Origin of the sequence: Demequina phytophila, from assembly GCF_000971135.1 — a bacterium.
Lineage (GTDB): Bacteria > Actinomycetota > Actinomycetes > Actinomycetales > Demequinaceae > Demequina > Demequina phytophila.
In genome coordinates, this window is sequence record NZ_BBLW01000004.1 from 15,827 (window position 1) to 39,563 (window position 23,737).

20 protein-coding genes are annotated in these 23,737 nt (G+C 71.2%); 3 read left to right on the forward strand and 17 right to left on the reverse strand.

All coding sequences use genetic code 11. The features are described from left to right. Nucleotides 1-20: 20 nt before the first annotated feature. Complete coding sequence (locus AOM01_RS07045; RefSeq protein WP_062291075.1) at nucleotides 21-671, reverse strand: NADPH-dependent F420 reductase; 651 nt, start codon at nucleotides 669-671, stop codon at nucleotides 21-23. A 121-nt stretch (nucleotides 672-792) separates the two neighbouring features. On the opposite strand from AOM01_RS07045, the gene AOM01_RS07050 reads away from it, so the two are divergent. Both AOM01_RS07050 and AOM01_RS07055 read left to right on the forward strand, forming a co-directional pair. Continuing rightward, nucleotides 793-1,239: a very short patch repair endonuclease gene (locus AOM01_RS07050; RefSeq protein ID WP_228374241.1), complete on the forward strand. Its 447-nt coding sequence runs from the start codon at nucleotides 793-795 to the stop codon at nucleotides 1,237-1,239. 76 nt (nucleotides 1,240-1,315) lie between these two features. Next, nucleotides 1,316-1,882: a dihydrofolate reductase family protein gene (locus AOM01_RS07055; RefSeq protein ID WP_062291081.1), complete on the forward strand. Its 567-nt coding sequence runs from the start codon at nucleotides 1,316-1,318 to the stop codon at nucleotides 1,880-1,882. Between the two features lie 10 nt (nucleotides 1,883-1,892). On the opposite strand, the gene AOM01_RS07060 is transcribed toward AOM01_RS07055, so the two are convergent. From AOM01_RS07060 to AOM01_RS07105, 10 genes are all read right to left on the reverse strand, one after another. Then, nucleotides 1,893-2,114, reverse strand: coding sequence for a hypothetical protein (locus AOM01_RS07060; RefSeq protein WP_062291083.1), 222 nt, complete (start codon nucleotides 2,112-2,114; stop codon nucleotides 1,893-1,895). A gap of 270 nt (nucleotides 2,115-2,384) precedes the next feature. After that, nucleotides 2,385-2,774, reverse strand: coding sequence for a hypothetical protein (locus tag AOM01_RS07065; protein ID WP_156155881.1), 390 nt, complete (start codon nucleotides 2,772-2,774; stop codon nucleotides 2,385-2,387). A gap of 96 nt (nucleotides 2,775-2,870) precedes the next feature. Further along, nucleotides 2,871-3,719: an ABC transporter permease gene (locus AOM01_RS07070; protein ID WP_062291089.1), complete on the reverse strand. Its 849-nt coding sequence runs from the start codon at nucleotides 3,717-3,719 to the stop codon at nucleotides 2,871-2,873. Then, entirely contained in the window at nucleotides 3,716-4,687 is a 972-nt protein-coding gene (locus AOM01_RS07075) for an ATP-binding cassette domain-containing protein (RefSeq protein ID WP_062291091.1), read from the reverse strand. The genes AOM01_RS07070 and AOM01_RS07075 overlap by 4 nt, the downstream gene beginning before the upstream one ends. Nucleotides 4,688-4,770: 83 nt before the next feature. After that, complete coding sequence (locus tag AOM01_RS07080) at nucleotides 4,771-5,718, reverse strand: alpha/beta fold hydrolase (protein ID WP_062291094.1); 948 nt, start codon at nucleotides 5,716-5,718, stop codon at nucleotides 4,771-4,773. A 290-nt stretch (nucleotides 5,719-6,008) separates the two neighbouring features. After that, nucleotides 6,009-6,452, reverse strand: coding sequence for a YbhB/YbcL family Raf kinase inhibitor-like protein (locus AOM01_RS07085; protein WP_228374242.1), 444 nt, complete (start codon nucleotides 6,450-6,452; stop codon nucleotides 6,009-6,011). Nucleotides 6,453-6,545: 93 nt separating this feature from the next. Next, nucleotides 6,546-7,655 (reverse strand): branched-chain amino acid aminotransferase, encoded by a 1,110-nt coding sequence (locus tag AOM01_RS07090; RefSeq protein ID WP_062291101.1) that lies wholly within the window; start codon nucleotides 7,653-7,655, stop codon nucleotides 6,546-6,548. Nucleotides 7,656-7,777: 122 nt separating this feature from the next. After that, nucleotides 7,778-8,827 carry a 3-isopropylmalate dehydrogenase gene (locus tag AOM01_RS07095; RefSeq protein WP_062291105.1) on the reverse strand — a complete coding sequence of 350 codons (1,050 nt, stop codon included), beginning with the start codon at nucleotides 8,825-8,827 and terminating at the stop codon, nucleotides 7,778-7,780. Between the two features lie 133 nt (nucleotides 8,828-8,960). Beyond that, the gene (locus AOM01_RS07100; protein ID WP_156155882.1) at nucleotides 8,961-9,641 is read right to left on the reverse strand and encodes a hypothetical protein; all 681 of its coding nucleotides are present in this window, start codon (nucleotides 9,639-9,641) and stop codon (nucleotides 8,961-8,963) included. A 284-nt stretch (nucleotides 9,642-9,925) separates the two neighbouring features. Further along, a complete protein-coding gene (locus AOM01_RS07105; protein WP_062291111.1) occupies nucleotides 9,926-10,438 on the reverse strand; it encodes a hypothetical protein in 513 nt (170 codons plus the stop codon). Between the two features lie 132 nt (nucleotides 10,439-10,570). Here AOM01_RS07105 and AOM01_RS07110 point away from each other — a divergent pair, with 132 nt between their 5' ends. Continuing rightward, nucleotides 10,571-14,800 (forward strand): nSTAND1 domain-containing NTPase, encoded by a 4,230-nt coding sequence (locus AOM01_RS07110; RefSeq protein ID WP_062291114.1) that lies wholly within the window; start codon nucleotides 10,571-10,573, stop codon nucleotides 14,798-14,800. Nucleotides 14,801-14,855: 55 nt separating this feature from the next. On the opposite strand, the gene ilvC is transcribed toward AOM01_RS07110, so the two are convergent. The 6 genes from ilvC to ilvD form a co-directional block, all read right to left on the reverse strand. Further along, nucleotides 14,856-15,887, reverse strand: coding sequence for a ketol-acid reductoisomerase (ilvC, locus tag AOM01_RS07115; protein ID WP_062291117.1), 1,032 nt, complete (start codon nucleotides 15,885-15,887; stop codon nucleotides 14,856-14,858). Nucleotides 15,888-15,974: 87 nt separating this feature from the next. After that, the gene (ilvN, locus tag AOM01_RS07120; protein WP_062291120.1) at nucleotides 15,975-16,496 is read right to left on the reverse strand and encodes an acetolactate synthase small subunit; all 522 of its coding nucleotides are present in this window, start codon (nucleotides 16,494-16,496) and stop codon (nucleotides 15,975-15,977) included. Nucleotides 16,497-16,501: 5 nt separating this feature from the next. Then, nucleotides 16,502-18,373, reverse strand: a complete 1,872-nt coding sequence (locus tag AOM01_RS07125) for an acetolactate synthase large subunit (RefSeq protein WP_062291123.1) — start codon at nucleotides 18,371-18,373, stop codon at nucleotides 16,502-16,504. A gap of 285 nt (nucleotides 18,374-18,658) precedes the next feature. Continuing rightward, complete coding sequence (locus AOM01_RS14360) at nucleotides 18,659-20,065, reverse strand: hypothetical protein (protein ID WP_062291125.1); 1,407 nt, start codon at nucleotides 20,063-20,065, stop codon at nucleotides 18,659-18,661. A 146-nt stretch (nucleotides 20,066-20,211) separates the two neighbouring features. After that, entirely contained in the window at nucleotides 20,212-21,768 is a 1,557-nt protein-coding gene (locus tag AOM01_RS07135) for a TolB-like translocation protein (RefSeq protein ID WP_062291128.1), read from the reverse strand. 189 nt (nucleotides 21,769-21,957) lie between these two features. Then, nucleotides 21,958-23,655 carry a dihydroxy-acid dehydratase gene (gene ilvD / locus AOM01_RS07140; protein WP_062291130.1) on the reverse strand — a complete coding sequence of 566 codons (1,698 nt, stop codon included), beginning with the start codon at nucleotides 23,653-23,655 and terminating at the stop codon, nucleotides 21,958-21,960. Nucleotides 23,656-23,737: the final 82 nt, after the last annotated feature.

Genomic DNA, 23,737 nt, shown 5'->3' on the forward strand with positions numbered 1-23,737 from the left:
CGTCCAGGCACGATGCGCGGCTACACCTGGTTCACGCGCTCCACGCCCGGCAGGATCGCGGCGAGCTCGCCGCGGGTGGTGCGCTTGCCGTAGGCGGGGGTGTCGCGCTCGACCCGCCATGACTCGGCGAGCGGGCCGACGTCGACCGAGTCGTAGCCGATGGCGTCGAGGAACGACGCGACCAGGCTCTTGGCGGCGGCATCGTCACCCGCGATCGGGAGGGCACGGCGGTCGGGCGTGAGCGCCGGGCTGCCATGGGTGGGGATCTCGGCTGCGTAGATGTTGTTGAAGGCCTTCACCACGCGCGCACCGGGGACCAGGTCCTGCAGCAGCTGCGAGGTGGTCCTGCTGTTGTCGTCGAGCGCCGGGATGCGACCGTCGCGCTGCGGGTAGTAGTTGTTCGCGTCCATCACCACCTTGCCCCGGAGCGCTTGGACCGGTATCGCGTCCTCCAGCTTGCCCAGCGGGACGGCGACGAGGACGAGGTCGCCGGCGGCCGCGGCCTCGGCGGCGGTGGCGGCGCTCGCGTGGGGGCCGAGCTCCGCGACCAGGTCTCCGAGCGTAGCGGGGCCGCGCGAGTTGGAGAGGACAACGTCGTAGCCCGCCGCGACGGCGGCGCGAGCGACGTTGGCGCCGATGCGCCCAGAACCGATGAAGCCGATGGTGGTCATGGTGGGCGCAACCGGAAGCTGGCGGCGGGTATTCCGAGGGACGATGCGGGGGCTAGCTTCTCGCGGCGGGTTCCGTGAAGCTGCCGGCAAGAGTTCACAGCTCACGTCATAGCCTTGGAGGATGCCCAGTCGCGAGTCGTGGGCCTCGAACCCTGGCGTCGCGCGCTCGATGCAGGCCAACAAGAAGCGCGACACCCAGCCGGAGCTCGCCGTGCGCCGCCTGGTCCACGCGTCGGGCCTCCGCTACCGCGTGGCCGCGACGCCCATCAAGGGTGTCCGGCGCACCGCCGACCTGCTGTTCCGACCGACGAAGGTCGCCGTGTTCATCGACGGCTGCTTCTGGCATTCCTGCCCGATCCACGGCACGTTCCCCCGCGCCAACAGCGACTACTGGCTACCCAAGCTCCAGAGGAACCGTGAACGCGACGCGGAGACGACCGCGTTGCTCACCGATGCCGGCTGGCTGGTGCTGCGGTTCTGGGAGCACGAGGATCCGGCCACCGTCGCGAGGACCATCGTCGCCGCGGTGCTCGAGCGGCGCGACCCGAGCGTCACGGCACGCGGCTGAGCCCGCGCGACCCGAGCATCGTCCCCCACCGAGCGAACCCTGCACGCGCTCGCGATCCGGTGCCTATCCTGGCGATATGGGCCGCCTCATCGTGGAACAGATCGTCAGCGTCGACGGCTTCGCCGCGGGTCCCGACGGCGAGCTCGACTTCATGCGGATGGCCGGTGGCTTCGACACCACGGACGCGGGTCAGCTCGCGATGCTCGCGCGGGTCGACGCGATCCTGCTGGGCCGCAACACCTACGCGATGTTCGAGGAGTACTGGCCCGGCAAGACCGTCGACGAGGAAGCCGTGGCCGACTTCATCAACGGCACACCCAAGCACGTGGTCTCCAACACGTTGCGGCGCGCACCGTGGGGCGACTACTCGTCCGCGCACGTCGAAGTGGGTGAGCCGCGCGACACGGTGCGCCGGCTCAAGAACCGCTACAGCGGGGACATCATCCTGTGGGGCAGCCTGATGCTCGCCGGCGCGCTCTTCCAGGCGGAGCTGGTCGACGTGGTGCGGCTCCGCGTGGTCCCGGTGCTCATCGGCGAGGGACGCACCGCGACGCCCGGGCTGCGCCACCCGCGCACCCTGCGGCCAGTCGAGATCGACGCCCTGCCGAGCGGGCACGTGACGCTCGTGTACGACGTCCTCTGACGCCCGCGGCTCAGACGGCGAGCGGCGTCACCCTGACGCGGCGACCGCAGCAGGCGCAGTAGCCGCTCCACTGGCGGATCCAGCGCACGCCCTCACGGAACCGCTTGTCGGCCCGTGCCAGCTTCGCATCGAGACGGACCTCGTCGATGAAGCGGTGACCCCTCGCCTCACACGCGAACGGCGCGTCGAGCGCCATCTCCCCCACCTCGACCCGAGCAAGCACCTCCGGCATGGCGGCTCCTCTCTGAGCTGCGCGTCGCCCGCGTGGCTGCCCCCGATGGCCGCCCATGTGACGATGGGGTCCACCGTAAGAACCCTCCAACGTTGAAGGCAAGGTGACCTTGGTCCCAGTTCGTCACATTCGTGCCGGGCCCGGACAGCAGACGACTCCGAGGTCGGGAACCCGGAACTGGAAGGAAAGGGCACCCGACCTCGGAGTCGAGTCAATTATCGGCGACGCTGCCGAGGCTTGGATACCGAAACGGCCGAGTTCACCGCGAGTTCAGTCGCAGTAGTCGCACATCCCGGTCGAGGGCAGGTTGGTGAAGCAGGTCGCGCAGGTGGGGATGACCGCCTCCTGGACCTTCTCCGCGACGGCAGCGAAGCCCTTGGCCGCGGCCTGGTGCGCGGGAAGCTCGACCCAGTAGTTGTCGCCCTCCTCGGGGTGCACAGCGATGTAGCCGTGCGAGATGAACGCGACGGGGCTGGCGGCACCCGCGGGCTCGAGCGCGATGAACGCGCGCGACTCGGGGATGTACACGTGCTCGTAGCGGAGACCGCGCACGGTCTCGACGATCTGGTCGATGTTCTCGGCCGGCGGCTTGAAGTCCGCCAGCGCGGCCTCGAAGGTGCGGAAGTACGTCCGGGGCTCGATGTCCTGCGTCAAAGTCACCGGAGAATCATTCCCCATCCACGAACTACTTCGTGACACCTTTGGTCCCTGACAGGTGTCAATGACATTGCCACCAGGGACGATGCGCGGTCCGGTTCATCGCGGGTCGCGGTACTTCCACATGGTGAGCGAGCCGAAGACGGCCACGAGGCCCGCAGACCACGCCAGCGACATCCCGAGCTCCGGCCCGACCGGGGTGCCGTTCATGAACGCACGGACGGCGGTCACCAGACCGGACACGGGGTTCACGTCGACCCATGCCTGCAGCCAGCCGGGCATGGTCGACGGGTCGACGAAGATGTTGGAGCCGAACAGGACCGGCATGAGCACGATGGTCGACACCGCGGTGACCGATCCGGGCGTGCGGAGGATCAGCCCGAAGAACAGCCAGACCCATCCGAGCCCGAACGCGAAGATGAGCAGAACGGCCACTCCGGCGAGGACGCCGAGGAATCCTCCCTCGGGTCGCCAGCCGATCGCCAGGCAGACTGCCGCAGTGACAGCCGCGCCGAGCGTGTAGCGCACGGCATCGCCCAGCAGCATCCCGATCAAGGCGGACGCGCGCCAGATCGGGAGCGACCGGAACCGGTCGAAAACGCCGCGATCGATGTCGGTGCGCAGCGTCGACGCGCTGTACATGGTGATGAACAGCACGGACTGCACCATGACGCCCGGTGCGATGTACGCGATGTACGACTCGACCGAGCCCGAGATCGCGCCGCCGAACAGGTAGGTGAACAGCAGGGTCATGATGACGGGGAACAGCGTGACGTCAGCCAGCTGCTCGGGTACGTGCTTGATCTTGAGCAGCGCCCGCCAGCCGAAGGACATCGACGCGCTGAGCGCTGAGGGCCGGGGCGGACGCTCGACGCTGGTGAGCGCCGAGGCGATCGCGTCGACCTGCGGGGCTCGCGGCGCCTCCTCCGCCGTCGACTGTGCGCTCATGCCGCCTCCTCCGCGTCCTGCGTGGGCTCCTCCGCGGCGTGTCCGGTGAGCGCGAGGAACACCTCGTCGAGCGTGGGCTGACCCAGCGAGAACTGTGCGAGCCCGATGTCGGCGTCCTCGAGCGCGGTGAGCGCCCGCGTGACGCCGGACCGGTCTTCGAGCCCCGCGACCAGCGCCTGCGGATCGTGGGTGGTCTCGAAGTCGACGCCGAGCTCCCGCACGAGGATCGCGCGGGCCGCGTCCCGATCATCGCGGTGCATGACGCGCACGTGGAGCGTCCCCGACCCGACCGACGCCTTGAGCTCGCTCGACGTGCCCTCCGCGATGATCCTCCCGCGGTCGATCACGGAGATCCTGTCCGCAAGCTGATCGGCCTCGTCCAGGTACTGCGTGGTGAGCATGACGGTGGTGCCGTGCGCGACCAGGGCCCGGATGATGTCCCACACCTCGTTGCGCGCGCGTGGGTCGAGGCCCGTGGTCGGCTCGTCCAGGAACAGCAGCTCGGGGCTCACCACGAGCGAGGCCGCGATGTCGATGCGCCTTCGCATGCCGCCGCTGTACTTCTTGACCTGGCGGTCCGCCGCGTCCGCGAGGCCGAATGCCTCGAGGAGCTCGTCCGCGCGCCTCGTCGCCGCACCGCCGCGGAAGCCGTAGAGCTTGGCGATGAGCCGCAGGTTCTCGCGGCCCGTGAGGTCCTCGTCCACCGACGCGAACTGGCCGGTGAGGCTCACCAGGCCGCGGACGGCGTCCGCCTCGCGGACCACGTCGCGGCCGAGCACCTTCGCGCTGCCCGCGTCCGGCCGGATCAGGGTGGCGAGCATGCGGATCGCGGTGGTCTTGCCCGCGCCGTTCGGCCCCAGGAATCCGTGCACGCCGCCCCGGGCGATGGCGAGATCGATCCCGTCCACGGCGCGCGTATCCCCGTAGACCTTGGTCAGCCCTGCGGTCTCGATCGCGAGATCGGTCATGGTGGCCCTCCCCGACGTCGCATGACCCCGTCAGGCTACGTCGAACCTCCGACACGGTGGAGGTCAGGGGGACGATGCGGCCGTCACCCCCACCATTCGGCCGCCAGTCGGGCGTGGCGCACCGGGTCATCGAGCCAGGGCTGGTGGCCCGATCCCTCCATCACATGCACGGTGGATCGCGGCGCGTGCGCCGCCCACGCGCGCACGCGCTCCGGGGTCGCGAACGGGTCGCGGTCGCCGACCACCCACAGGCTCGGCATGGACAGGGCCTCGAGTTCGGCCCGGCCCGCGATCCACTCCGGCCGCAGCCCCCGCCACGTGGCGGTGCGGCGGATGAGTGCGAGCTCGTGCCAATACGTGTCCGTGTACCGGGACAGGGCCACACGCCATGCAAACTCCTCCGCGGGCGGTCCCCCTGCGTCGAGGAGGTCGCCGTGGCCCATCGCGCGGAAGGATCTGCGCAGGTCGCCCTCGTTGATCCGATGCCTGGACACCACGCGCGCGACCGGCGTGAGCGCGGTGAGGCGGAGCGGTCGCGGCAGCCGCATGCCCCGGATCGCCGGAACCCCTTCGAGGATCACGCTGCGGACCAGGTCCGGCCGGCGCGCGGCCGCGACCACCGCGGCGCCCCCTCCCGCGGAGTTGCCGAGCAGGTCCGCCCGGCCGTCAGCACGCGCCTCGATCACCGCGGCGAGGTACGCGGTGATCGCGACTCGCAGGCCCTCCGGCGTCATCTCCGAGTAGTCGAGCGGCTCGCTCAGTCCGCAGCCCGGCCGGTCGACCACGATGGCGCGCACGCCCTCCATCGCCGCGACCAGCGGCACGAACACGTTGCCCGCCGTCGGGTTGCCGTGCACGAACACCACCGCGCGTCCCTCGCCGTGCTCGAGCGCGCGGACGCGGATCCCGTACCCGGGGACCTCGATCCACCGCTCGGTGGGCTGCATCCCGTGGTGGGCCCAGACGGCCGCCTCCGCCTCGCGGTAGCGAGCGTCGTCGCGTCGCGAGACGCGCGGAGCCACGGCAGTCATCTCTCCTCCTCGGGAGCACGCGGGGGCTATCCCTCAGGATGCGTCCGATGCGCGCCGGTGGCCACCCGAACCCGACCGTCGGGGTGCGCGCCCCCACGCTCGCCGTTTTCATGCACTCCCGCGAGCGCGCGAGGGCCTCCGCTGCCGTTCAGAAGGGTGCTCGGGGCGACCACAAGCTCACCAGGCGTCGCCACAGGCGGTGACCGCCGCATCGTCCCCCGCCAAAGTGCATGAAAACGGCGAGGGGGGTGCACGGACCCGCGCGACCGCGCGCGGAGGGCGGCGTCGGGTCAGCGCGAGTAGGTCGCGACCAGGCGCGCCTGCTCGACGATCGCGTCGGCGTACTCGTGGAGGAACTCGTCGCGGGACGGCTCGCCGATCACGGGTCGCGTCAGTGCGTAGACCCAGAAGTAGTAGCGGTGGTCGCCGTGCCCGTGCGGCGGGAACGGACCCACGTAGCCGAGCCCGCCGTCATCATTCGGGCCGGGGCGGCCAGCGGCGGTGTCGATTGGGCCCGCGACGGGCGCGAGGCCGTACAGCGTCCAGTGGGTGAAGCCGTGCGCCATCGGCGCGTCGGGGTCGTGGCACACCAGTGCGAGCTCAACCGCCTCCGGCGGGATGCCGTCGACCGTCATGCGCGGGGTCTCCGCGCCGAACTGGCCGGCGAACCGGTCCTCGATGCGCCCCCCGCCAGCGATGTCGGGGCTGGTGAGGACAAGATCCTTGACGGGCACAGGCTCCTCCTTGAATGCGGCTCCGCCACCCATCTTGCAGGCGCGACGCGCCGGACGCGAGCATGGCGCGCGCCCGGCGCGTGCATCGTCCCGTCAGAGGATGCGGTACATCCAGCCGTAGACGTCCTCGGCGCGGCCGTACTGGATGTCGGTGAGGCGCTGGCGCGTGGCCAGCGTGACGGGGCCGGCGTCGCCGGAGCCGACGGTCACCTCGAAGCCCTCGCCGCCGATCCGGCCCACCGGCGTCACCACGGCGGCCGTGCCGCACGCGAAGATCTCCGCGACCTCGCCCGACTCGATGCCGTCGCGCAGCTCCGCGAGCGTGACGTCGCGCTCGACCACCTTGAGGTTCTGGTCCTCGAGCAGCTGGATGATCGACGAGCGCGTCACGCCCTCGAGGATGTTGCCGTTGATGATCGGGGTGAGGACGGTGCCGTCCTTCTGGACCACGAACACGTTCATGCCGCCGAGCTCCTCGAGCACGGCGTTGGTGCGCGCGTCGAGGAAGAGCACCTGGTCGTAGCCGCGCTCCGAGGCGCCGATCTGCGGGCGCAGCGCCGCCGCGTAGTTGCCGCCGCACTTGGCAGCGCCGGTGCCGCCGGGGCCCGCGCGGTGGAAGTCGCGCTCGACCCAGATGCTCACGGGCTTCACGCCGCCCTTGAAGTACGGGCCGGACGGAGAGGCGATGAGCAGGTACTCGACGCGCTTCGAGGGGCGCAGGCCCAGGAACACGTCCGTCGCGATGAGGAACGGGCGCAGGTAGAGCGAGGTCTCGGGCGCGGTGGGGGTCCACTCGTGGTCGAGCTCGACGAGCGCGTGCAGCGAGGCCATGAAGTCCTCGGTGGGGAGCTCGGGGAGCGCGAGGCGCCACGCGGAGCGCTGGAGGCGCTGGGCGTTCTTCTCGGGGCGGAAGGTGCGCACGGAGCCGTCGGCCCAGCGGTACGCCTTGAGGCCCTCGAATACCTCCTGCGCGTAGTGCAGCACGGACGCGGCGGGGTCGAGCAGCAGCGGGCCGTAGGGCTCGACGCGGCGATCGGCCCAGCCCTCGTCCGACGTCCACGTGATGCGTGCCATGTGGTCCGTGAAGCGGGTACCGAAGGCGAGGTCCTTGAGACGCTCGGCGCGCTCGGCATCCGTCGCGGGGTTGGGGTTGCGGACGACCCGGAAGGCCTCCGCGGTGGACGATGCGGTCGTGTCGGTCACTGTCTTGGCCTTCCTGTGAGTGCGGGTTCAGTTGAGAGTACTGGGAGCGTTGCTCCCCGGTGACGCCTGAGGGCTCGCACAACGCGTGTGCGAGCCCCCAAGGCGACGGCGTGCGGGCGAGGTTAGCCGCGGATGCGGGCCGCGAGGGCGTCGCCTACCTCGGAGGTGGAGCGCGGGCCCCAGCCCTCGGCGGTCTTGGCCGCGGCATCGTCCGCGACGGCCTGCTCGACCTTGGCCGCCAGGTCCTGGTAGCCGAGGAAGTCGAGCATCATCGCGACGGACAGGACGGTGGCGGAGGGGTCCGCCTTCTGCTGGCCGGCGATGTCGGGGGCGGAGCCGTGGACGGGCTCGAACATCGACGGGCCGGTCTTGTCGGGGTTGACGTTGCCGGACGCCGCGAGGCCGATGCCGCCGGAGATCGCGGCCGCCTCGTCCGTGAGGATGTCGCCGAAGAGGTTGTCGGCGACGATCACGTCGAACGATGCGGGGGCCGTGACGAGCTTGATGGTCGCCGCGTCGACGTGCAGGTAGTCCCAGGTGACGTCGGGGAACTCGGGCGCGACGGCCTCGACGGTGCGGCGCCACAGGTGACCGGCGTGGACGAGCACGTTGTGCTTGTGGACCAGCGTGACGTGCTTGCGCTCGCGCTTGGCGGCCACGTCGAAGGCGTAGCGGACCACGCGCTCGACGCCGTGGCGGGTGTTGACGGAGACCTCGGTGGCGATCTCGTGGGGGGTGTCGACGCGCAGCGCGCCGCCGTTGCCCACGTACGGGCCCTCGGTGCCCTCGCGGACCACCACGAAGTCGATGTCGCCCGGGTCGCTCAGCGGCGAGACCTCGCCGGGGTACAGGCGCGACGGGCGGAGGTTGACGTACTGGTCGAGCTCGAAGCGGAGCTTAAGGAGCAGGCCGCGCTCGAGGACGCCGGACGGGACGGTCGGGTCGCCGATGGCGCCGAGGAGGATCACGTCGTGGCCCTTGATCGCGGCGAGGTCGGCGTCGGTCAGGGTCTCCCCCGTCGCGTGCCAGCGCTTGGCGCCCAGGTCGAACTCGGTGGTCTCGAACGTGATGTCCGTGCCCTCGGTGGCGGCGGCGAGGGCCTTGAGCCCCTCGGCCACGACCTCGGGTCCGATGCCGTCACCGGCGACGACTGCGAGACGATACGTGGTCATGGGCTCTCCCTCGATCGAGTGGCGGTGTTGCTGCTCATCCTAGGGCACATGTCCACATATTGAAGCCAGCGTCTCGCATCGCGAGACGCTGGCGTGGCGGCGATGGATCCGCGCTCCCGGTGGTGCGGCAGCGCTACCTCGGGTCCTCGAAGCGAAGGGCGTCGACCATGCGCTGCGTGGCGCGCGCGAGATCGCCAGAACTCTCACCACCTGCCGCACCAAGCAGCTCGACGACCACGTTTCCGCCGCCCCAGTCCAGGAGATAGAGGCGCAGGCCCCGCCCCGGCGCCGCGTACCGGGTGGGCTGCGCCCCCGCCCCGAACGCGAGCACGGCCACCGCGGGTGCAGCCGACGACCACGCGCAGGCCCCCGGCCACTCCTCGGCGGGCGCGACATCCACGAGCCATCCGGCGAGCCCGCCGAGGGCGACGCGACGCTCGCGCACCACCCGCACGCCAGAGTTGTGGTGGATGGCCGCGCGAAGCTCGTCCGCTCCCCCAGCACGCGCCTCGACGGTCTCGACACAGCCGTCCACCACGGCGCGCGCGTCCCGGTGAACCCCGACCGCCGGCCTTGCGCTGTCGACCATGGCGGTGCCGTCCGTGAACCTCACCACGAACGAGTCGAGCGTGTCCGTGTCGATGGTCCATCCCCCGGGCACGTCGAGCTCGACGCCGGGCACGAACGCGCTCGAGGCACGCTCGCCCGGCGCGAGGTCCGCGACGCACCCGGTCCCGGTCCCGGTCCCGGACGGACTCGCACACTCCGCGGCGCCCGAATCGGCCGCGGCCGGTCGCGTGAGATCGGCGGTCACCATTCCGAGGATGCCCCCGGCGGCTAGCCACGCGACCGCCCACAGGACCCTCGCCCGGGTCCCCGCGGGCAGGCGCCGCTCCCGGTGTGACTCCGCCGGGTCATCGTCGACCTCACCAAGGAGCCACGTGACGTTCGGGTTGTCCGAACCGTGCCCGACTCGCATGATGCCCTCCCCTACCGGCACTCCCTGCGGCGAGCACCGACGCCCATGGATAAGACGGTCGAGGCCCGCCGCAGGGTTGCGTGAGAGCACCCACGTGCGGCGAACTCCGATCGAATCGACTACTCCGCGTAGACGGGCAGCCCTCCACCGATGGGCTCGTATGTGCGCTTGGCGTAGTCCGGCAGGCCGCCGCTGATCGGCTCGTAGGTGTCGATCGCGTACGTGGGAACGCCACCCGAGATGGGCTGGTAGCCGAGCGGGTTCGCAGCGGGCAGCGCGTGCCACCCCTCGACCGCGTAGTCGGGCAGGCCGCCGGTCATGGGGTCCGTCGCCACCATCGGGACGACACCGTTGAGTGTGAGCGGCTCCGGGTGCAGGGGAGACAGGTTGTCCGCAACTCCGAACTGGGAGTGCCTCTCGGGCACGACGAACTGGGAGGACCGCTCGGGCACGTACGAGACCGCCTGGACGCGCGTGATGATGTCGGGCAGGTGGGGACCCGTTCCGGGCTTCGGTTCCATCCCGGAGCGCATGGTGGCGCCGATCGCGGCTCCCACGATGAGCGCGAGGATAGCGGCCGTCACGGCGAGCGCGACGTGGCCGGGGTGCGAGATGTGGATGCGGTGTGACATGGTGCGCCTCCTTCCGAGGACGCCTCCACGGCACCACCACGCACCATCCGGGCGGTATCGCGCGGTATTCCGGCGGTGTCCGGGCCGTCCACACCGCTTGACCCTCGGTCGCGACGCGCGAAAACTGAGGGCGTGACCGTGGAGGTCCTCGGCGAGACCGCCGGCACGGAGGCACCCCACCACAATCGGCGGGAGCGCGCAGTCCTTGCCGCCCTGCTGGTCCAACGGCCCGCCGCCGTGAGCCCCGACGTGATCGCCGAAGCGGTCTGGGGAAGCGGCCCGCCTGCGACGTGGGCCAAGCAGATCCAGGCGGCGATCTGGCGGCTCCGTAGCGCTCTCGGCAACGCCGCGATCCAGACCGTCGGCCGTGCCTACCGGCTCGAGCTCCCCCGCGGCGCGGTCGACGTGGACGTGTTCGAGGACGAGGTCGCCCGTGCCGCGGCGCTCTCCCATGATGGTGAGCACGCACGCGCCGCGATCGCGCTCGAGCGCGCGCTCGGGCTGTGGAACTGCGTCGAGCCCTACGCGACGGTCGCTGACTGGCCGCCCGCGACGGTCGAGATCGAGCGGCTCTGCGCGATGAGGCTGCAGGCCGAGGACGATCTGCTCGCGGAGCGCCTCGCCGCGGGCGACCACCGCGGCGTAGCGTCGGCGGCGGCCGCGCTCGCCTCCGCCGAGCCGTTGCGGGAGTCGCGGTGGCTCTCGCTCGCGACCGCGCTGTACCGGTGCGAGCGCCAGGCCGATGCGCTGGCGGCGCTGCGACGTGCCCGCGCAGTTCTCATGGACGAGCTGGGCCTCGACCCGTCGCCGGCACTCGTCCGCCTGGAGGGGGCGATCCTCCGCCACGACCCGGAGCTGTCGGTCGCACCGCCCGTCGTGGCGCCGGACGACAGCTGCCCGTACAAGGGGCTCAGCGCGTACGAACCCGGGGACGCGGAGGTGTACTTCGGGCGTGACGCCGACATCGCGCGCGCGATCTCGACACTCGATCGCATGCGGTTCCTGGTCCTTGCGGGCGCGTCAGGGACCGGGAAGTCGTCGCTGCTGCGCGCCGGTGTGCAGCCGGCGCTCGCGGCCCGCGGCACCGTCATCGTGGAGGCGTCCGCCGCGAGCGTGTCCGCGGAGACCATCGAGCGTTCCCCCGCCCACGCGACCATCGCGATCGACCAGTTCGAGACCGTCTTCTCCCCAGCGCTGCGCGAAGACAACGCCCGCGCCGTGTGCGAGGCGCTCGCCGCACACCATCGGCGCGGCGGCGGCATCGCCATCGCGCTGCGGTCCGACCACCTCGACGCGTGCGCGGCGGATCCCGCGATCGGGCCGCTGGTCCTGTCGAGCCTGCACCTGGTCACGCCGCTGCGCGGCGCCGGGCTGCGGGCGGCGATCGAGGAGCCGGCACGCCACGCCCACCTGACCCTCGAGCATGGCTTCGCCGACGTGGTGCTCGCCGACGCGGAGGCCGCCGCCGGTGCGCTCCCGCTCCTGTCGCACGCCCTCGCCGAGACGTGGCATCGCCGCGAGGGCTCCACCCTCACCATCGACGGTTACACCGCGTCCGGCGGCCTGCGGGGGGCGGTCGCACGCTCCGCCGAGCTGCTGTTCACCAATCTCACGGTCGAGGATCGCCGCCGATGCGCGATGATCCTCCGGCGGCTGGTCACCCTCACGGAGACGGGCGCCGTGGTCGCGCACCCGGTCGACGTGCGCACGCTCACGGATCCCGACCTTGAACGCGTGGTGAGCCGCCTGGTGCAGGCGCGGCTCCTCGGATCGCGCGAGCACCATCTCGAGCTCGCCCACGAGTCCCTGGTCCACGCATGGCCGCGCCTGCAGGGATGGCTCGAGTCGGACATGGAAGGGCAGCGGGTGCTCGGGCACCTGTCGACCGCGGCGGCCACCTGGGATGCGCTCGGCAGGCTGGACTCGGACCTGTATCGAGGTCCACGCCTCGCGCTCGCCTGGGACTGGGCGGCAGGTGCCGAAGGCTCCCTGACGCCGCTGGAGAGCGACTTCCTCGCGGCCTCACGTGAGGCAGAGGCGGCCGCGCGGGCCGCCGCCGACGAGGCCGAGCGGCGGGAGTCGAGAGCGCGGAGACGCGTGAGGACGATGCGCTGGTGGGCGGCCGCGGCCGCGGTCACCGCGCTCGTGGGCCTGGCGGCCGCGACGATCGCCTACAAGTTCGCGGAGAGCAGCGGCCACACGGCGGATCAGCAGACGGAGAAGGCGCAGCTCGAGGCGCTCACCAAGGACTTCGCGTCCGCGATGGACCACTCCCGCACCATCGGGCTGCTGCTCGCCGTCGAGGCGTACCAACGGTGGCCCAAGGATCCCGCCACGCAAGGCGCGCTCCTGACCGCGTTCGCCGCAGAGCCGAGCTTCCTCGGTGACCTCAACTACGCCAAGAGCCTCGATGTCGACCAGGCCCCGAACGTGGCGCTCGTCGGCGACGACCGCCACGCGATCCTCGCCACCTCGGACTGGCTGTTGGTGACCGACCTCGATTCCCACGAGGTCGAGCACAGGATCCCGACCACCGTCGAGTGGCCGCCGGGAGCGGCACCTGAGGTGGCCGTCAGCTCCGACGGCACCCGCGCGGTCCTGGTGGGGTGGTCGCAGCTGGCGCAGTCGTCGGCGCCCTGGAAGCTGGTGCTCGCCACCTACGACCTCGGTCGCGGAGCAGAGCTCACCGTGCGCGTGATCGGGGGAAACGACGATTCGTCGTCGGGGGTCGCGGTCAGCACACGCGGCACCTACGTTGCCGTGACCGACGATCGCTCGGGCACGATCACCTTGAGAGAGGTGGCCACCGGCCGCGTGACGGCGGCCGTGAATGTCGCGAGGCCGCAGTCCCCGGCGACCCGCTCGCCCGGGCGTGCGGCGTTCCTCGACGACGCCACGGCGCTGATCACGAGCGCGAAGGGCGACGTGCTGATGGTCGAGGCTGCCAGCGGCAAGGTTCGGCGCACCTACGCGTCACCCGCACTCCGCTCGAACACCGCCATCGCGCTCGTCGACGATGACACGGTGATCGCTGCGGGCGACGAGGGCCTGGTCGCGATCGACCTCCGGTCCGGGCGCGTGCGGTGGACACGCCTGCACGAGGTCATGGATCCGGGCGCCTGCCAGGCCGTCGCGGTGGCGGAGGAGCGCGGCGTCCTCTACTGCGGCAGCGCCTCGGGCACCATCCGTGGCTACTCCTTGAGCACGGGCGACCCCACCGACACCGTCCGCACCACCCAGCACGGCGCGGTCAGCGCACTCGCGCTCAGCGACGACGACACGACGCTCACCGCGTTCGCCGCGGACCACGCCGTGCTCTCCCGTTGGAGCCTCGACGGCACGGGACCCATCACCGAGGTGGTCGCGCCGGGTCGCCAAGCGGTGGACCGATGGGGCGCGCAGGGCACGCAGCTCATCACCGTGAGCCGCGACCCCGTCGCCAACGCCGCCGGCGACTTCCGGGCCTACCGAGTCTGGGACGTCGCGTCGGCCTCTCCCACCCGAGCCGCGCCGGCCGCGCTCACGGACATGACCTGGTTCGGCGACGGCCAGGTCATCGGACGGTCCCCCACCACCGGCGAGTTCGACGTCTATGACGCCGCCTCCGGACGACTGCTGGCCGCCGACGCGGTGCCGCGGCGAGCATCGTCCCTCGCGGTGAGCCCGGACTGGTCCCGCGCGTACGCGATGTTCGACGACCACACCCTCCGGACGTACGACACCAGGACGTTCCGCCAGATCGGGCCCACGGTGCACACGCTCGGCGTGCCGTCCCACGTCTCCGCCTCCGCCGGGGGAGCGCTGATCGCCGTCTCCGAGGATCTCGAGTACGCATGGATCACGCAGTTCCTCGACGGCGACACCGGCGCCACCATCGGGAACCCCGCCACAGAGGTGCGCGACACCGTCCTCGCGCCAGACGGCAGCGGGATCGGCATCCACTCCGACAATCAGTACGTGCGGCGCTTCGACCAGTCGAACCCGCAGATCTGGCGGGCGCTTTCCGCTGCCAGCCCGATCGACGCCGTCGAGCTCAACGCCGACGGCACGCGACTCCTCATCTCGACCCTCGACGGCAAGGTCTCGCTCCACGACGCCAAGACCGGCGAACGGATCGGCGCACCGCTCTCCGCGAACGCGCCCGGCACCGTCGCGGGCCTGCTCCGACCCGACGGCCTCGCCATCGCCCTCAACGTCGAGCAGGGCATCGCGGTCTGGAACCTCGACCCCGAGGCCATGAAGGACGCCGCCTGCGCGGCCGCGGGACGCAACCTCACCAAGAGCGAATGGACGAGATACCTCGGCGAGATCGGAGAGTGGCACGCGACATGCCCGGGATACCCCACGCTCTCCGACTGGTAGAAGCGCCGCAGGGGAGGCCCCTGACGGAGCCTCCCCTGCGGTCGAGCGGAACGGATCAGCGAGCTGCGGAGCCGTCCACGTAGTCCTTGTCCTGCGTCGCGGCCGACCAGGAGAACAGGGCGCGGAGCTCCTTGCCCGTCTTCTCGATCGGGTGCGACTCCTCCTTCGCGCGGAGCTCCTTGAACTCCGGCGCGCCGGCGTCCTGGTCGCCGATGAAGCGGGTCGCGAACGCACCCGACTGGATGTCCGCGAGGATCGCCTGCATCGACGCCTTGACCTCGGGGGTCACCACGCGCGGGCCGGAGACGTAGTCGCCGTACTCGGCGGTGTCGGAGATCGACCAGCGCTGCTTGGCGATGCCGCCCTCCCACATGAGGTCCACGATCAGCTTGAGCTCGTGCAGCACCTCGAAGTACGCGATCTCGGGCTGGTAGCCGGCCTCGGTGAGGACCTCGAAGCCCGCCTGGACCAGGTGCGACATGCCGCCGCAGAGCACGGCCTGCTCGCCGAACAGGTCGGTCTCGGTCTCCTCGGTGAACGTGGTCTTGATGACGCCGGCACGCGTGCCGCCGATCGCGGAGGCGTAGGACAGCGCGAGCGCCCACGCCGCGCCCGACTCGTCGCGCTCGACCGCGATGATGTCCGGGATGCCGCGGCCCGCGACGTACTCGCGGCGCACCGTGTGGCCGGGGGCCTTCGGGGCGATGAGGATGACGTCGACGCCCTCGGGGGCGTCGATGTAGCCGAAGCGGATGTTGAAGCCGTGCGCGAAGGCGAGCGCCTTGCCGGGGGCCAGGTTGGGGGCGATCTCGTCCGCGTAGATGCCGCGCTGGTGCTGGTCCGGCGCGAGGATCATGATGACGTCCGCCCACGCGGTCGCGTCGGCGACGTTCTGGACGGTGAAGCCGTCCTCCTCCGCCTTGGCGATCGACTTGGAGCCGTCGCGCAGCGCGACGTGGACCTCGACGCCCGAGTCGCGCAGGTTCTGCGCGTGGGCGTGGCCCTGCGAGCCGTAGCCGACGATCGCGACCTTCTTGCCCTGGATGATCGAGAGGTCGGCGTCCTTCTCGTAGAACAGCTCAGCCATGCTGGGGATCCCTTCGGTTTCTTGTACTACGTATCTGAAGACTTCGGTGAGGGACGATGCGGGGGTCACCCGCGCATCGTCCCTCCCCTAGGCGGTGGCGACGCGGTCGAGCGCGCGCTCCGTGATGGAGCGGGCGCCGCGGCCGATGGCGACGGTGCCGGACTGGACGATCTCGCGGACGTCGTGCGGCGCGAGCGCCGCGAGGAGGGCCTCGAGCTTGTCGGGCGTGCCGACGGCCTCGATGACCACGGAGTCGGTGGAGACGTCGACCACGTGGGCGCGGAACAGGTCCACGATCTGGAGGACGTCGGTGCGCTGGCGCGCGTCGGCGCGCACCTTGACGAGCAGCAGGTCGCGCTGCACGGAGCGGCCCTGCTCGAGCTCGACGATCTTGAGGACGTGCACCAGCTTGTTGAGCTGCTTGGTGACCTGCTCGAGCGGGAGCTCGTCGACGTCGACGACCACGGTGATGCGGGAGATCTCCGGGTGCTCGGTCTGACCCACCGCGAGCGAGTGGATGTTGAATGCGCGGCGCGAGAACAGGCCGGCGACGCGCGCGAGCACGCCGGGCTTGTTCTCGACGAGCACGGAGAGCGTGTGCTTGGTCATGGGGGTCAGTCCTCCCGGTCCCACTTGGGGGCGATGCCCTGGGCGTACTGGATCTCGTCGTTGCTGGTGCCGGCGGCGACCATGGGCCACACCATCGCGTCGCGCGACACCGTGAAGTCCACGACCACGGGCTGATCATCGATCTCGTTGGCGCGCTTGATGGTCGCGTCCACGTCCGCGTCGGACTCGCAGCGCAGGCCCACGCAGCCCATGGCCTCCGCGAGCTTGACGAAGTCGGGGACGCGGCGCGTGCCGTGGCCGGTGTGGAGGTCCGTGTTGGAGTAGCGCCCCTCGTAGAACAGGGTCTGCCACTGGCGGACCATGCCCAGGGACGAGTTGTTGATCAGCGCGACCTTGATGGGGATCTCGTTGATCGCGCAGGTGACCAGCTCCTGGTTGGTCATCTGGAAGCAGCCGTCGCCGTCGATCGCCCACACCGTCTGGTCGGGCACGCCCACCTGGGCGCCCATCGCGGCCGGCACGGAGAAGCCCATGGTGCCGAGGCCGCCGGAGTTGATCCACGTGTTGGGGCGCTCGTACTTGATGAACTGGCTCGCCCACATCTGGTGCTGGCCCACGCCGGCCGTGTAGATGGTGGTCTCGGGGTCGTTGAGCTCGCCCAGGCGCTGGATCACGTGCTGGGGGCTCGACAGGCCGTCCTTGGTGGGCGTGTAGCCCAGCGCGTAGGTGGTGCGCCAGTCGTCGAGCTGCGCCCACCAGGCCTCGAGGTCGGGCTTCCCGTGCTGGGCGTGCTCCTCGGCGAGGGCGGGGACCAGCGCCTCGAAGACCTCCTTGAGGTCGCCGACGATCGGCACGTCCACGGCACGGTTCTTGCCGATCTCCGCGGGGTCGACGTCGGCGTGCACGATGGTCGCGTGCGGCGCGAAGCTGTCGAGGTTGCCGGTGACGCGGTCGTCGAAGCGGGCGCCCAGGGCGACGATGAGGTCGGCCTTCTGGAGCGCCGCCACCGCGGGCACGGTGCCGTGCATGCCGGGCATGCCCAGGTGCTGCGGGTGGCTGTCGGGCAGCGCGCCGCGCGCCATCAGCGTGGTCACCACGGCCGCACCGGACAGGTCGGTGAGCTTGCGCAGCCCGGCTGCGGCGCCGGAGCGGATCACGCCGCCGCCGACGTACAGCACGGGACGACGGGCGGTCGCGAGCAGGCGTGCGGCCTCCTGCACCGTCTTCTGGTGGGGGCGCACGCCGGCGTTGAAGCCGGGCAGCTCGATGCGGCCGGGCCACTGGAACGTGGTCTTGGCCTGCTGCGCGGACTTCGCGATGTCGACGAGCACCGGGCCGGGGCGGCCGTGGCTCGCGATGTAGAACGCCTCCGCGATGGCGCGGGGGATCTCAGCCGGGTCCGTCACCAGCACGTTGTGCTTGGTGATCGGGGCCGTGATGCCCACGATGTCCGCCTCCTGGAACGCGTCCGTGCCGATCATGGCGGCGCCCACCTGGCCGGTGATCGCGACCATGGGGATCGAGTCCATGTTGGCGTCGGCGATCGGGGTGACCAGGTTGGTGGCGCCCGGGCCGGAGGTGGCGATGCAGACGCCCACCTTGCCGGTGGCGTGCGCGTACCCCTGGGCGGCGTGGCCGGCTCCCTGCTCGTGGCGCACCAGGATGTGGCGCAGCTTCTGCGAGTCCATCAGCGGGTCGTAGGTGGGGAGGATGGCGCCGCCCGGAAGGCCGAAGACCTCCGTCGCACCCGCGCACTCGAGCGCGCGGATGATCGCCTGCGCGCCCGTCATCTCGACGCCGTTGAGCGACGGATCGGGGTTCGACTGCGGCGTGGGCCGCGCGAGCGACGGGGCGCTCGGGGCCTGGCGGGCGATGCGGGCGGCCGGGATGCCCGGCTTGGCCTGGATCTGAGCCATCTTCTCTCCTGATCGGTGGGGGAAGGCGGTCCCTGCGTCCGCCTCGCATGAAGAAACCCCTCAGCCGGGTGGCGTCGGGGTCAGCGCGCGGACGAGTTCGGGGCTACCGGTCGCGGTCCGCGCGCCTGATAACTCGTACAAGGATCGTCTGCATGGATGCGACTCTACGCCCGGGTCGGGGCGGGTGTCACCATACGGACACCTAATCTCATATCGTGGTTCACCATCTTGAATAGTGAGACGTCGGGCGACGGGTGCGCGGGCCTGTCCCCGCGCATCGTCCCCTCACTCCCCCATGAGCAGGCCGTCGAGGCCCCCGTCCTCGATCATCTCGCTGTAGGCCGCGGCGACGCGGACCGAGTAGTCCATCAGCGTCATGGTCGGGCTCATCAGCCAGCCGTCGCCCTCGTGCACCAGCGTCACGCTGATGTCGTCGATGCCGGTCTGACCGACCATCGGGATGTCCGCGACGCAGATCTCGCCGGCGCCGTCCGCCGTGACACAGCCCTGGCGGTAGGTGCCGGATGTGGGTGCGGACAGCCCGTCCTGGGGGTCGAAGCTGAAGTCGAACGCCACCAGCTCGGCGGACGCGACGTCACCGTCGACCGTCGCCGCGACCTCCGTGACGTCGAGGGCGACCACGGGCAGGGGCATTGCGTCGCGCAGGACCGCCTCGCCGTAGAGCGAGACGATGCGCCGCTCGGGCAGCGGGAGCACCGAGGCGAGCGTGACGGCGTCGCCGGTCGCGAAGAAGTCCTCGACCGCCGCGGCGGTGCCGGTGACCGCTTCTTCCGGCGTCGCGAAGGCCACGGCGTCTGCGATCTCGGCGCCACGGTCGCCCGGCTCGAGCCCGGCCGCAGCCGCCATCTCCGCGACCGTGAGCATGGGGCTCACGTACCAGCCGCCCTCCTCGACCGTCATGAAGGCGATAGGCGACGCGTCGGTCGGGACGGCGTCCGATTCCTGCCAGCCGTCGACCTCCTCCGCGATGTCGAACGTCCACGGGAAGGTCTCGTCGACCCAGGTCTCGACGCCTTCGCGTGAGGCGGCGAGCTCCTCGTCGATCATCGCCTGGTCGTAGCCCAGCTGCTCGAAACCGGCGGCGGCGCTCAGCGCGGCCTGCTCCATCACGGCGTCCACGAAGGGCGCCTTGTCCACGTCGGCGGTGACCGTGCCCGCCTCGACGCGCACGACGGCCACGCCCTCGGCGATCTCCTCGGTGGCGTACTCGACGTCGGCGACCGAGACCTCGACGGCGTCGAGGATCGCCTCGAAGTCGACGTCCGTGGGAGCTGTCGCCTCCGGCTCGGGGAGGGTCGCCTCGAGCGTCTCGCGCGCGCGGTCGCTGATGTCGAGGAACAGGTCCCGCTCGGCCGGCGAGATCGCGGCCCCGAGCGCGATGAGGTTGCCGTCCACGGCACCGTTCACGAGCCGCTCAACCGCGCCCTGAGGGCTGGTCGCGCCGCGTCCGAGGTTCAGGTAGAGGTAGGCCGCGCCCGCGCCCAGCGCGAGGACGACCGCGCCCGAGGCCACCCCGGCGATGACGAGTCCGCGCCGGCGCGTCCGCGGCGCTGCGGGGTCCGTCACGTCCACGCTCTCGGGGGCCGGCGCGGGGGCGGGCTCGACGGCCGCCGGCGCTGCCTGGAGACCGGCCGCCTCCGGGTCGGAACCCTCCGGATAGAACGTGGTCATGCTTCCCCCTCACGATGTTCACGGGGCGGCGTCCACCGCCTCGTTCAAGGCCCGCGCGATACCGCAGGGCGCGACGCCCGACGTGACCGTAGCAGTCACCATCTACCTGGATCGACGCGCCACACCGAACGTGCATGGCGGCGTCCCTACCTGCGGGTCACCACCAGGCTGCCGTCGAGCTCGACCTCTCTCGTGAGGACTTGGCCGGCGGACGTCACGAGCACCGTGCCCGAGGGTGACCACGTCGGCGCGGAGTGCGCCCAGCCCCGCTGCTTGTCGCCGACCTGGCTCGCGCCGTCGTCGGTCACGAGCACCAGGCGGGAGGAGTTGTGCTCATTCGGCTCGCGCCACTTGTTCACCGCGACCAGGACGCCCGAGCCGTCCGCTGTGAAGGCACCGCCCGCCACCCACTCCCCGGTCGTCAACGGCACGTCGAGCACCGTCATGCGACCGCTCGCCACATCGACCAGCGCCAGATCCGTGCGCTGGCTCCCGTGATGACGCTTCACCATCACCGTCGAGGCGTCCGGCGCCCAGCCCACGATGCGCGCGCGCGACACCTGCAGCCCGGCGACCTCGCGGTCGCTCGAGCCCCAGGTCGAGGCGATGCGGAGCGCGCGTCCTTCGGACGCTCGGTCCAGATACGCCACCTCGGTACCGTCGGGCGCCGGCACGATCTCGGAGCCGTAAAGCTGCTCCTGGTTGCCCAGACCCGCGCCCGCTCCGAGCGGTGAGACCTCGAAGGTTGCCGGCGCCGCCCGCATGAGGCGGACGGGACCGGACCCCTCGGCCGAGCGGAAGGTGAGGCCACCGTCCGGAGCGAACGTCGGGAACGCACCGCCGCCGAGGTGGCTGGAGAGTCCGTCGGCGACCCGGATGATCGTGATCTTGTGCACGCCGACCCGGCCCTCGCCACTGGTGGGGACCGACATGCTGCGGGAGGAGAGCGCGAGGCAGGCACCGTCGGTCGACCAGGACAGCGACTGCGGCTCCATGGAGAAGAAGCGCACGAGGGTCATCGCCTCGCCGGAGGCGGGGTCCACGAGCTCGACAACGAGCCAGTCGTCGACCACGCGCGCGGTAGCGAGGAGGGTGCCCGTCGCGTCCCACGCGAACGTCGCCGCGTCCTCGGACACGAGCGCCGCCACCTGCCCCATGGTGGCCGCGTCGAACACCCGCACGGTGTCGCGTCCCTCTCCGGTCTCGCGGATCACGAGACGGGTGCTGTCGGCGGAGAACGCCGGCTCCACGAAGGCGGAGAAGTCCTGCGTGGGCTTCGGCGTGACCGCGGTGGTCGTCGCGCCGACGTCGCTCTGGAGCACCCCGTCCTCGCGCGCGATCGGCGTCACCGTCGCCGGGGACGGCGCGCAGGCGGCGAGAGCGGTCGACGGCAGATCATCGTCGCCCGCCGGGATCGGCTCGGACGTGGCGCCATCGACGGTCGGTTCGGCGCTCGGGGACGGGGACGGCGTGGACGACCCGGCCGCCACCACCACCTCGGCGTCGCCGGCCTCGGACGTCACAGGGGCGCTCGCCGCCGGGCTGGACGATGCCGCGACGCCCGCCACCGCATCGTCCCGTCGCGCGGCGGTCGTCATGATGAGGCCGACCGACACCGCGATCACGGCGACGGCAGCCGCCGCGGGAATCCACACCTTGGGCGCCTTGAGCACCTCGAGCCAGCCGGCCCTGCCGTCCGTCATCTCTACCCCCCGATAGATCGCCGTCGTCCTGCCCGGCACCCTAGCGACACCGGATGACGGTTCCTCGCCTTCCAGGTCTCGTGTCGATAACGATGCCGACGAGGTATCGGTTGGGTGCGCCTCCCTGACGCACGAGCGCCCCGTCCGGACGGACCGGACGGGGCGCTCGCGAGCAGACGAGACCGGGGGTCAGCTGAGGACGGCGCCCTTCGACGCCGAGCCGACGAGCTTCTGGTACTTGCCGAGGACGCCCTTGGTGAAGCGCGCGGGGATGGGCTCCCAACCCTCCTTGCGGGCCTCGAGCTCCTCGGCGGAGACCAGGACCTCGAGCGTGCCGTGGGCGACGTCGAGGGTGATCCTGTCGCCGTCGCGGACGAACGCGATGGGGCCGCCGTCGACCGCCTCGGGGGCGATGTGGCCGACGCACAGGCCGGTGGTGCCGCCAGAGAACCGGCCGTCGGTGACGAGCAGGACATCCTTGCCCAGGCCGGCGCCCTTGATGGCGGCCGTGATGGCGAGCATCTCGCGCATGCCGGGGCCGCCCTTGGGGCCCTCGTAGCGGATGACGACGCAGTCGCCCTTCTGGATCTCGCCGGCCTCGAGGGCGTCGAGTGCGGCACGCTCGCGGTCGAACACCCGTGCGGTCGCCTGGAAGACGTCGTCGTCGAAGCCCGCGGACTTCACGACGGCGCCTTCGGGGGCGAGCGAGCCCTTGAGGATGGTGATGCCGCCCGACTTGTGGATCGGGTTGTTGAGCGCGCGGACCACGCGGCCGTCGATCTTGGCGGGCTTGAGCTCGTCCATGTTCTCGGCGAGGGTCTTGCCGGTGACGGTCATGACGTCGCCGTGCATGAGGCCCGCGTCGAGCAGGGTCTTCATCACGGCGGGCACGCCGCCCACGCGGTCGACGTCGTTCATCACGAACTGGCCGAACGGCTTGAGGTCGCCCAGGTGCGGGACCTTGGCGGCGACACGCGCAAAGTCGTCGAGCGTGAGGTCGACCTCGGCCTCGTTGGCGATCGCGAGCAGGTGGAGGACGGCGTTGGTCGAACCGCCGAACGCCATGACCACGGCGATGGCGTTCTCGAACGCCTCCTTGGTCATGATGTCGCGCGCGGTGATGCCGAGCCGCAGCATGTTGACCACGGCCTCGCCCGACTTGTGGGCGTAGTAGTCGCGGCGGCGGTCGGCGCTCGGCGGCGCCGCCGAGCCGGGGATCGACATGCCGAGGGCCTCGCCCACGGACGCCATGGTGTTGGCGGTGTACATGCCGCCGCAGGCACCCTCGCCGGGGCAGATCGCCTTCTCGATCGCGAGGCGGTCCTCCTCGGACATGAGACCCGCGGCGCACGCGCCCACGGCCTCGAAGGCGTCGATGATGGTGACGTCCTTCTCGGTGCCGTCGGAGAGCTTGACGTGGCCGGGCATGATCGAGCCGGCGTAGAGGAACACGCTCGCGAGGTCGAGGCGCGCCGCGGCCATGAGCATGCCTGGCAGCGACTTGTCGCAGCCGGCGAGCAGCACGGAGCCGTCGAGCCGCTCGGCCATCATCACGGTCTCGACCGAGTCGGCGATGAGGTCGCGCGAGACCAGCGAGAAGTGCATGCCCTCGTGGCCCATCGAGATGCCGTCGGACACGGAGATGGTGCCGAACTCGAGCGGGTAGCCGCCGCCGGCGTGAACGCCGTTCTTCGACGCCGCCGCGAGGCGCTGGAGCGAGAGGTTGCAGGGCGTGATCTCGTTCCACGAGGACGCGATGCCGATCTGCGGCTTCGCGAAGTCGTCATCACCGAGACCGACCGCGCGGAGCATGCCGCGGGACGCGGTCGCCTCCAGGCCATCCGTGACCTGGCGCGACCGGGGCTTGATGTCGGGGGTCTGCGTCATGTTGCCGAGTGTAGGACGATGCGCGGGTCCCCCGTCGCCGCATCGTGGACAGGGACGCAGGGACGATGCCCCTGCCGGGCCG

What these genes read in the sequence shown, in the direction of transcription:
- AOM01_RS07095 (WP_062291105.1), bottom strand. Translation starts at nt 8,827, where the DNA reads ATGACCACGTATCGTCTCGCAGTCGTCGCCGGTGACGGCATCGGACCC.
- AOM01_RS07105 (WP_062291111.1), bottom strand. Translation starts at nt 10,438, where the DNA reads ATGTCACACCGCATCCACATCTCGCACCCCGGCCACGTCGCGCTCGCC.
- ilvD (WP_062291130.1), bottom strand. Translation starts at nt 23,655, where the DNA reads ATGACGCAGACCCCCGACATCAAGCCCCGGTCGCGCCAGGTCACGGAT.
- AOM01_RS07080 (WP_062291094.1), bottom strand. Translation starts at nt 5,718, where the DNA reads ATGACTGCCGTGGCTCCGCGCGTCTCGCGACGCGACGACGCTCGCTAC.
- AOM01_RS07070 (WP_062291089.1), bottom strand. Translation starts at nt 3,719, where the DNA reads ATGAGCGCACAGTCGACGGCGGAGGAGGCGCCGCGAGCCCCGCAGGTC.
- AOM01_RS07045 (WP_062291075.1), bottom strand. Translation starts at nt 671, where the DNA reads ATGACCACCATCGGCTTCATCGGTTCTGGGCGCATCGGCGCCAACGTC.
- ilvN (WP_062291120.1), bottom strand. Translation starts at nt 16,496, where the DNA reads ATGACCAAGCACACGCTCTCCGTGCTCGTCGAGAACAAGCCCGGCGTG.
- AOM01_RS07075 (WP_062291091.1), bottom strand. Translation starts at nt 4,687, where the DNA reads ATGACCGATCTCGCGATCGAGACCGCAGGGCTGACCAAGGTCTACGGG.
- AOM01_RS07050 (WP_228374241.1), top strand. Translation starts at nt 793, where the DNA reads ATGCCCAGTCGCGAGTCGTGGGCCTCGAACCCTGGCGTCGCGCGCTCG.
- AOM01_RS07125 (WP_062291123.1), bottom strand. Translation starts at nt 18,373, where the DNA reads ATGGCTCAGATCCAGGCCAAGCCGGGCATCCCGGCCGCCCGCATCGCC.
- ilvC (WP_062291117.1), bottom strand. Translation starts at nt 15,887, where the DNA reads ATGGCTGAGCTGTTCTACGAGAAGGACGCCGACCTCTCGATCATCCAG.
- AOM01_RS07060 (WP_062291083.1), bottom strand. Translation starts at nt 2,114, where the DNA reads ATGCCGGAGGTGCTTGCTCGGGTCGAGGTGGGGGAGATGGCGCTCGAC.
- AOM01_RS14360 (WP_062291125.1), bottom strand. Translation starts at nt 20,065, where the DNA reads ATGACCACGTTCTATCCGGAGGGTTCCGACCCGGAGGCGGCCGGTCTC.
- AOM01_RS07055 (WP_062291081.1), top strand. Translation starts at nt 1,316, where the DNA reads ATGGGCCGCCTCATCGTGGAACAGATCGTCAGCGTCGACGGCTTCGCC.
- AOM01_RS07135 (WP_062291128.1), bottom strand. Translation starts at nt 21,768, where the DNA reads ATGACGGACGGCAGGGCCGGCTGGCTCGAGGTGCTCAAGGCGCCCAAG.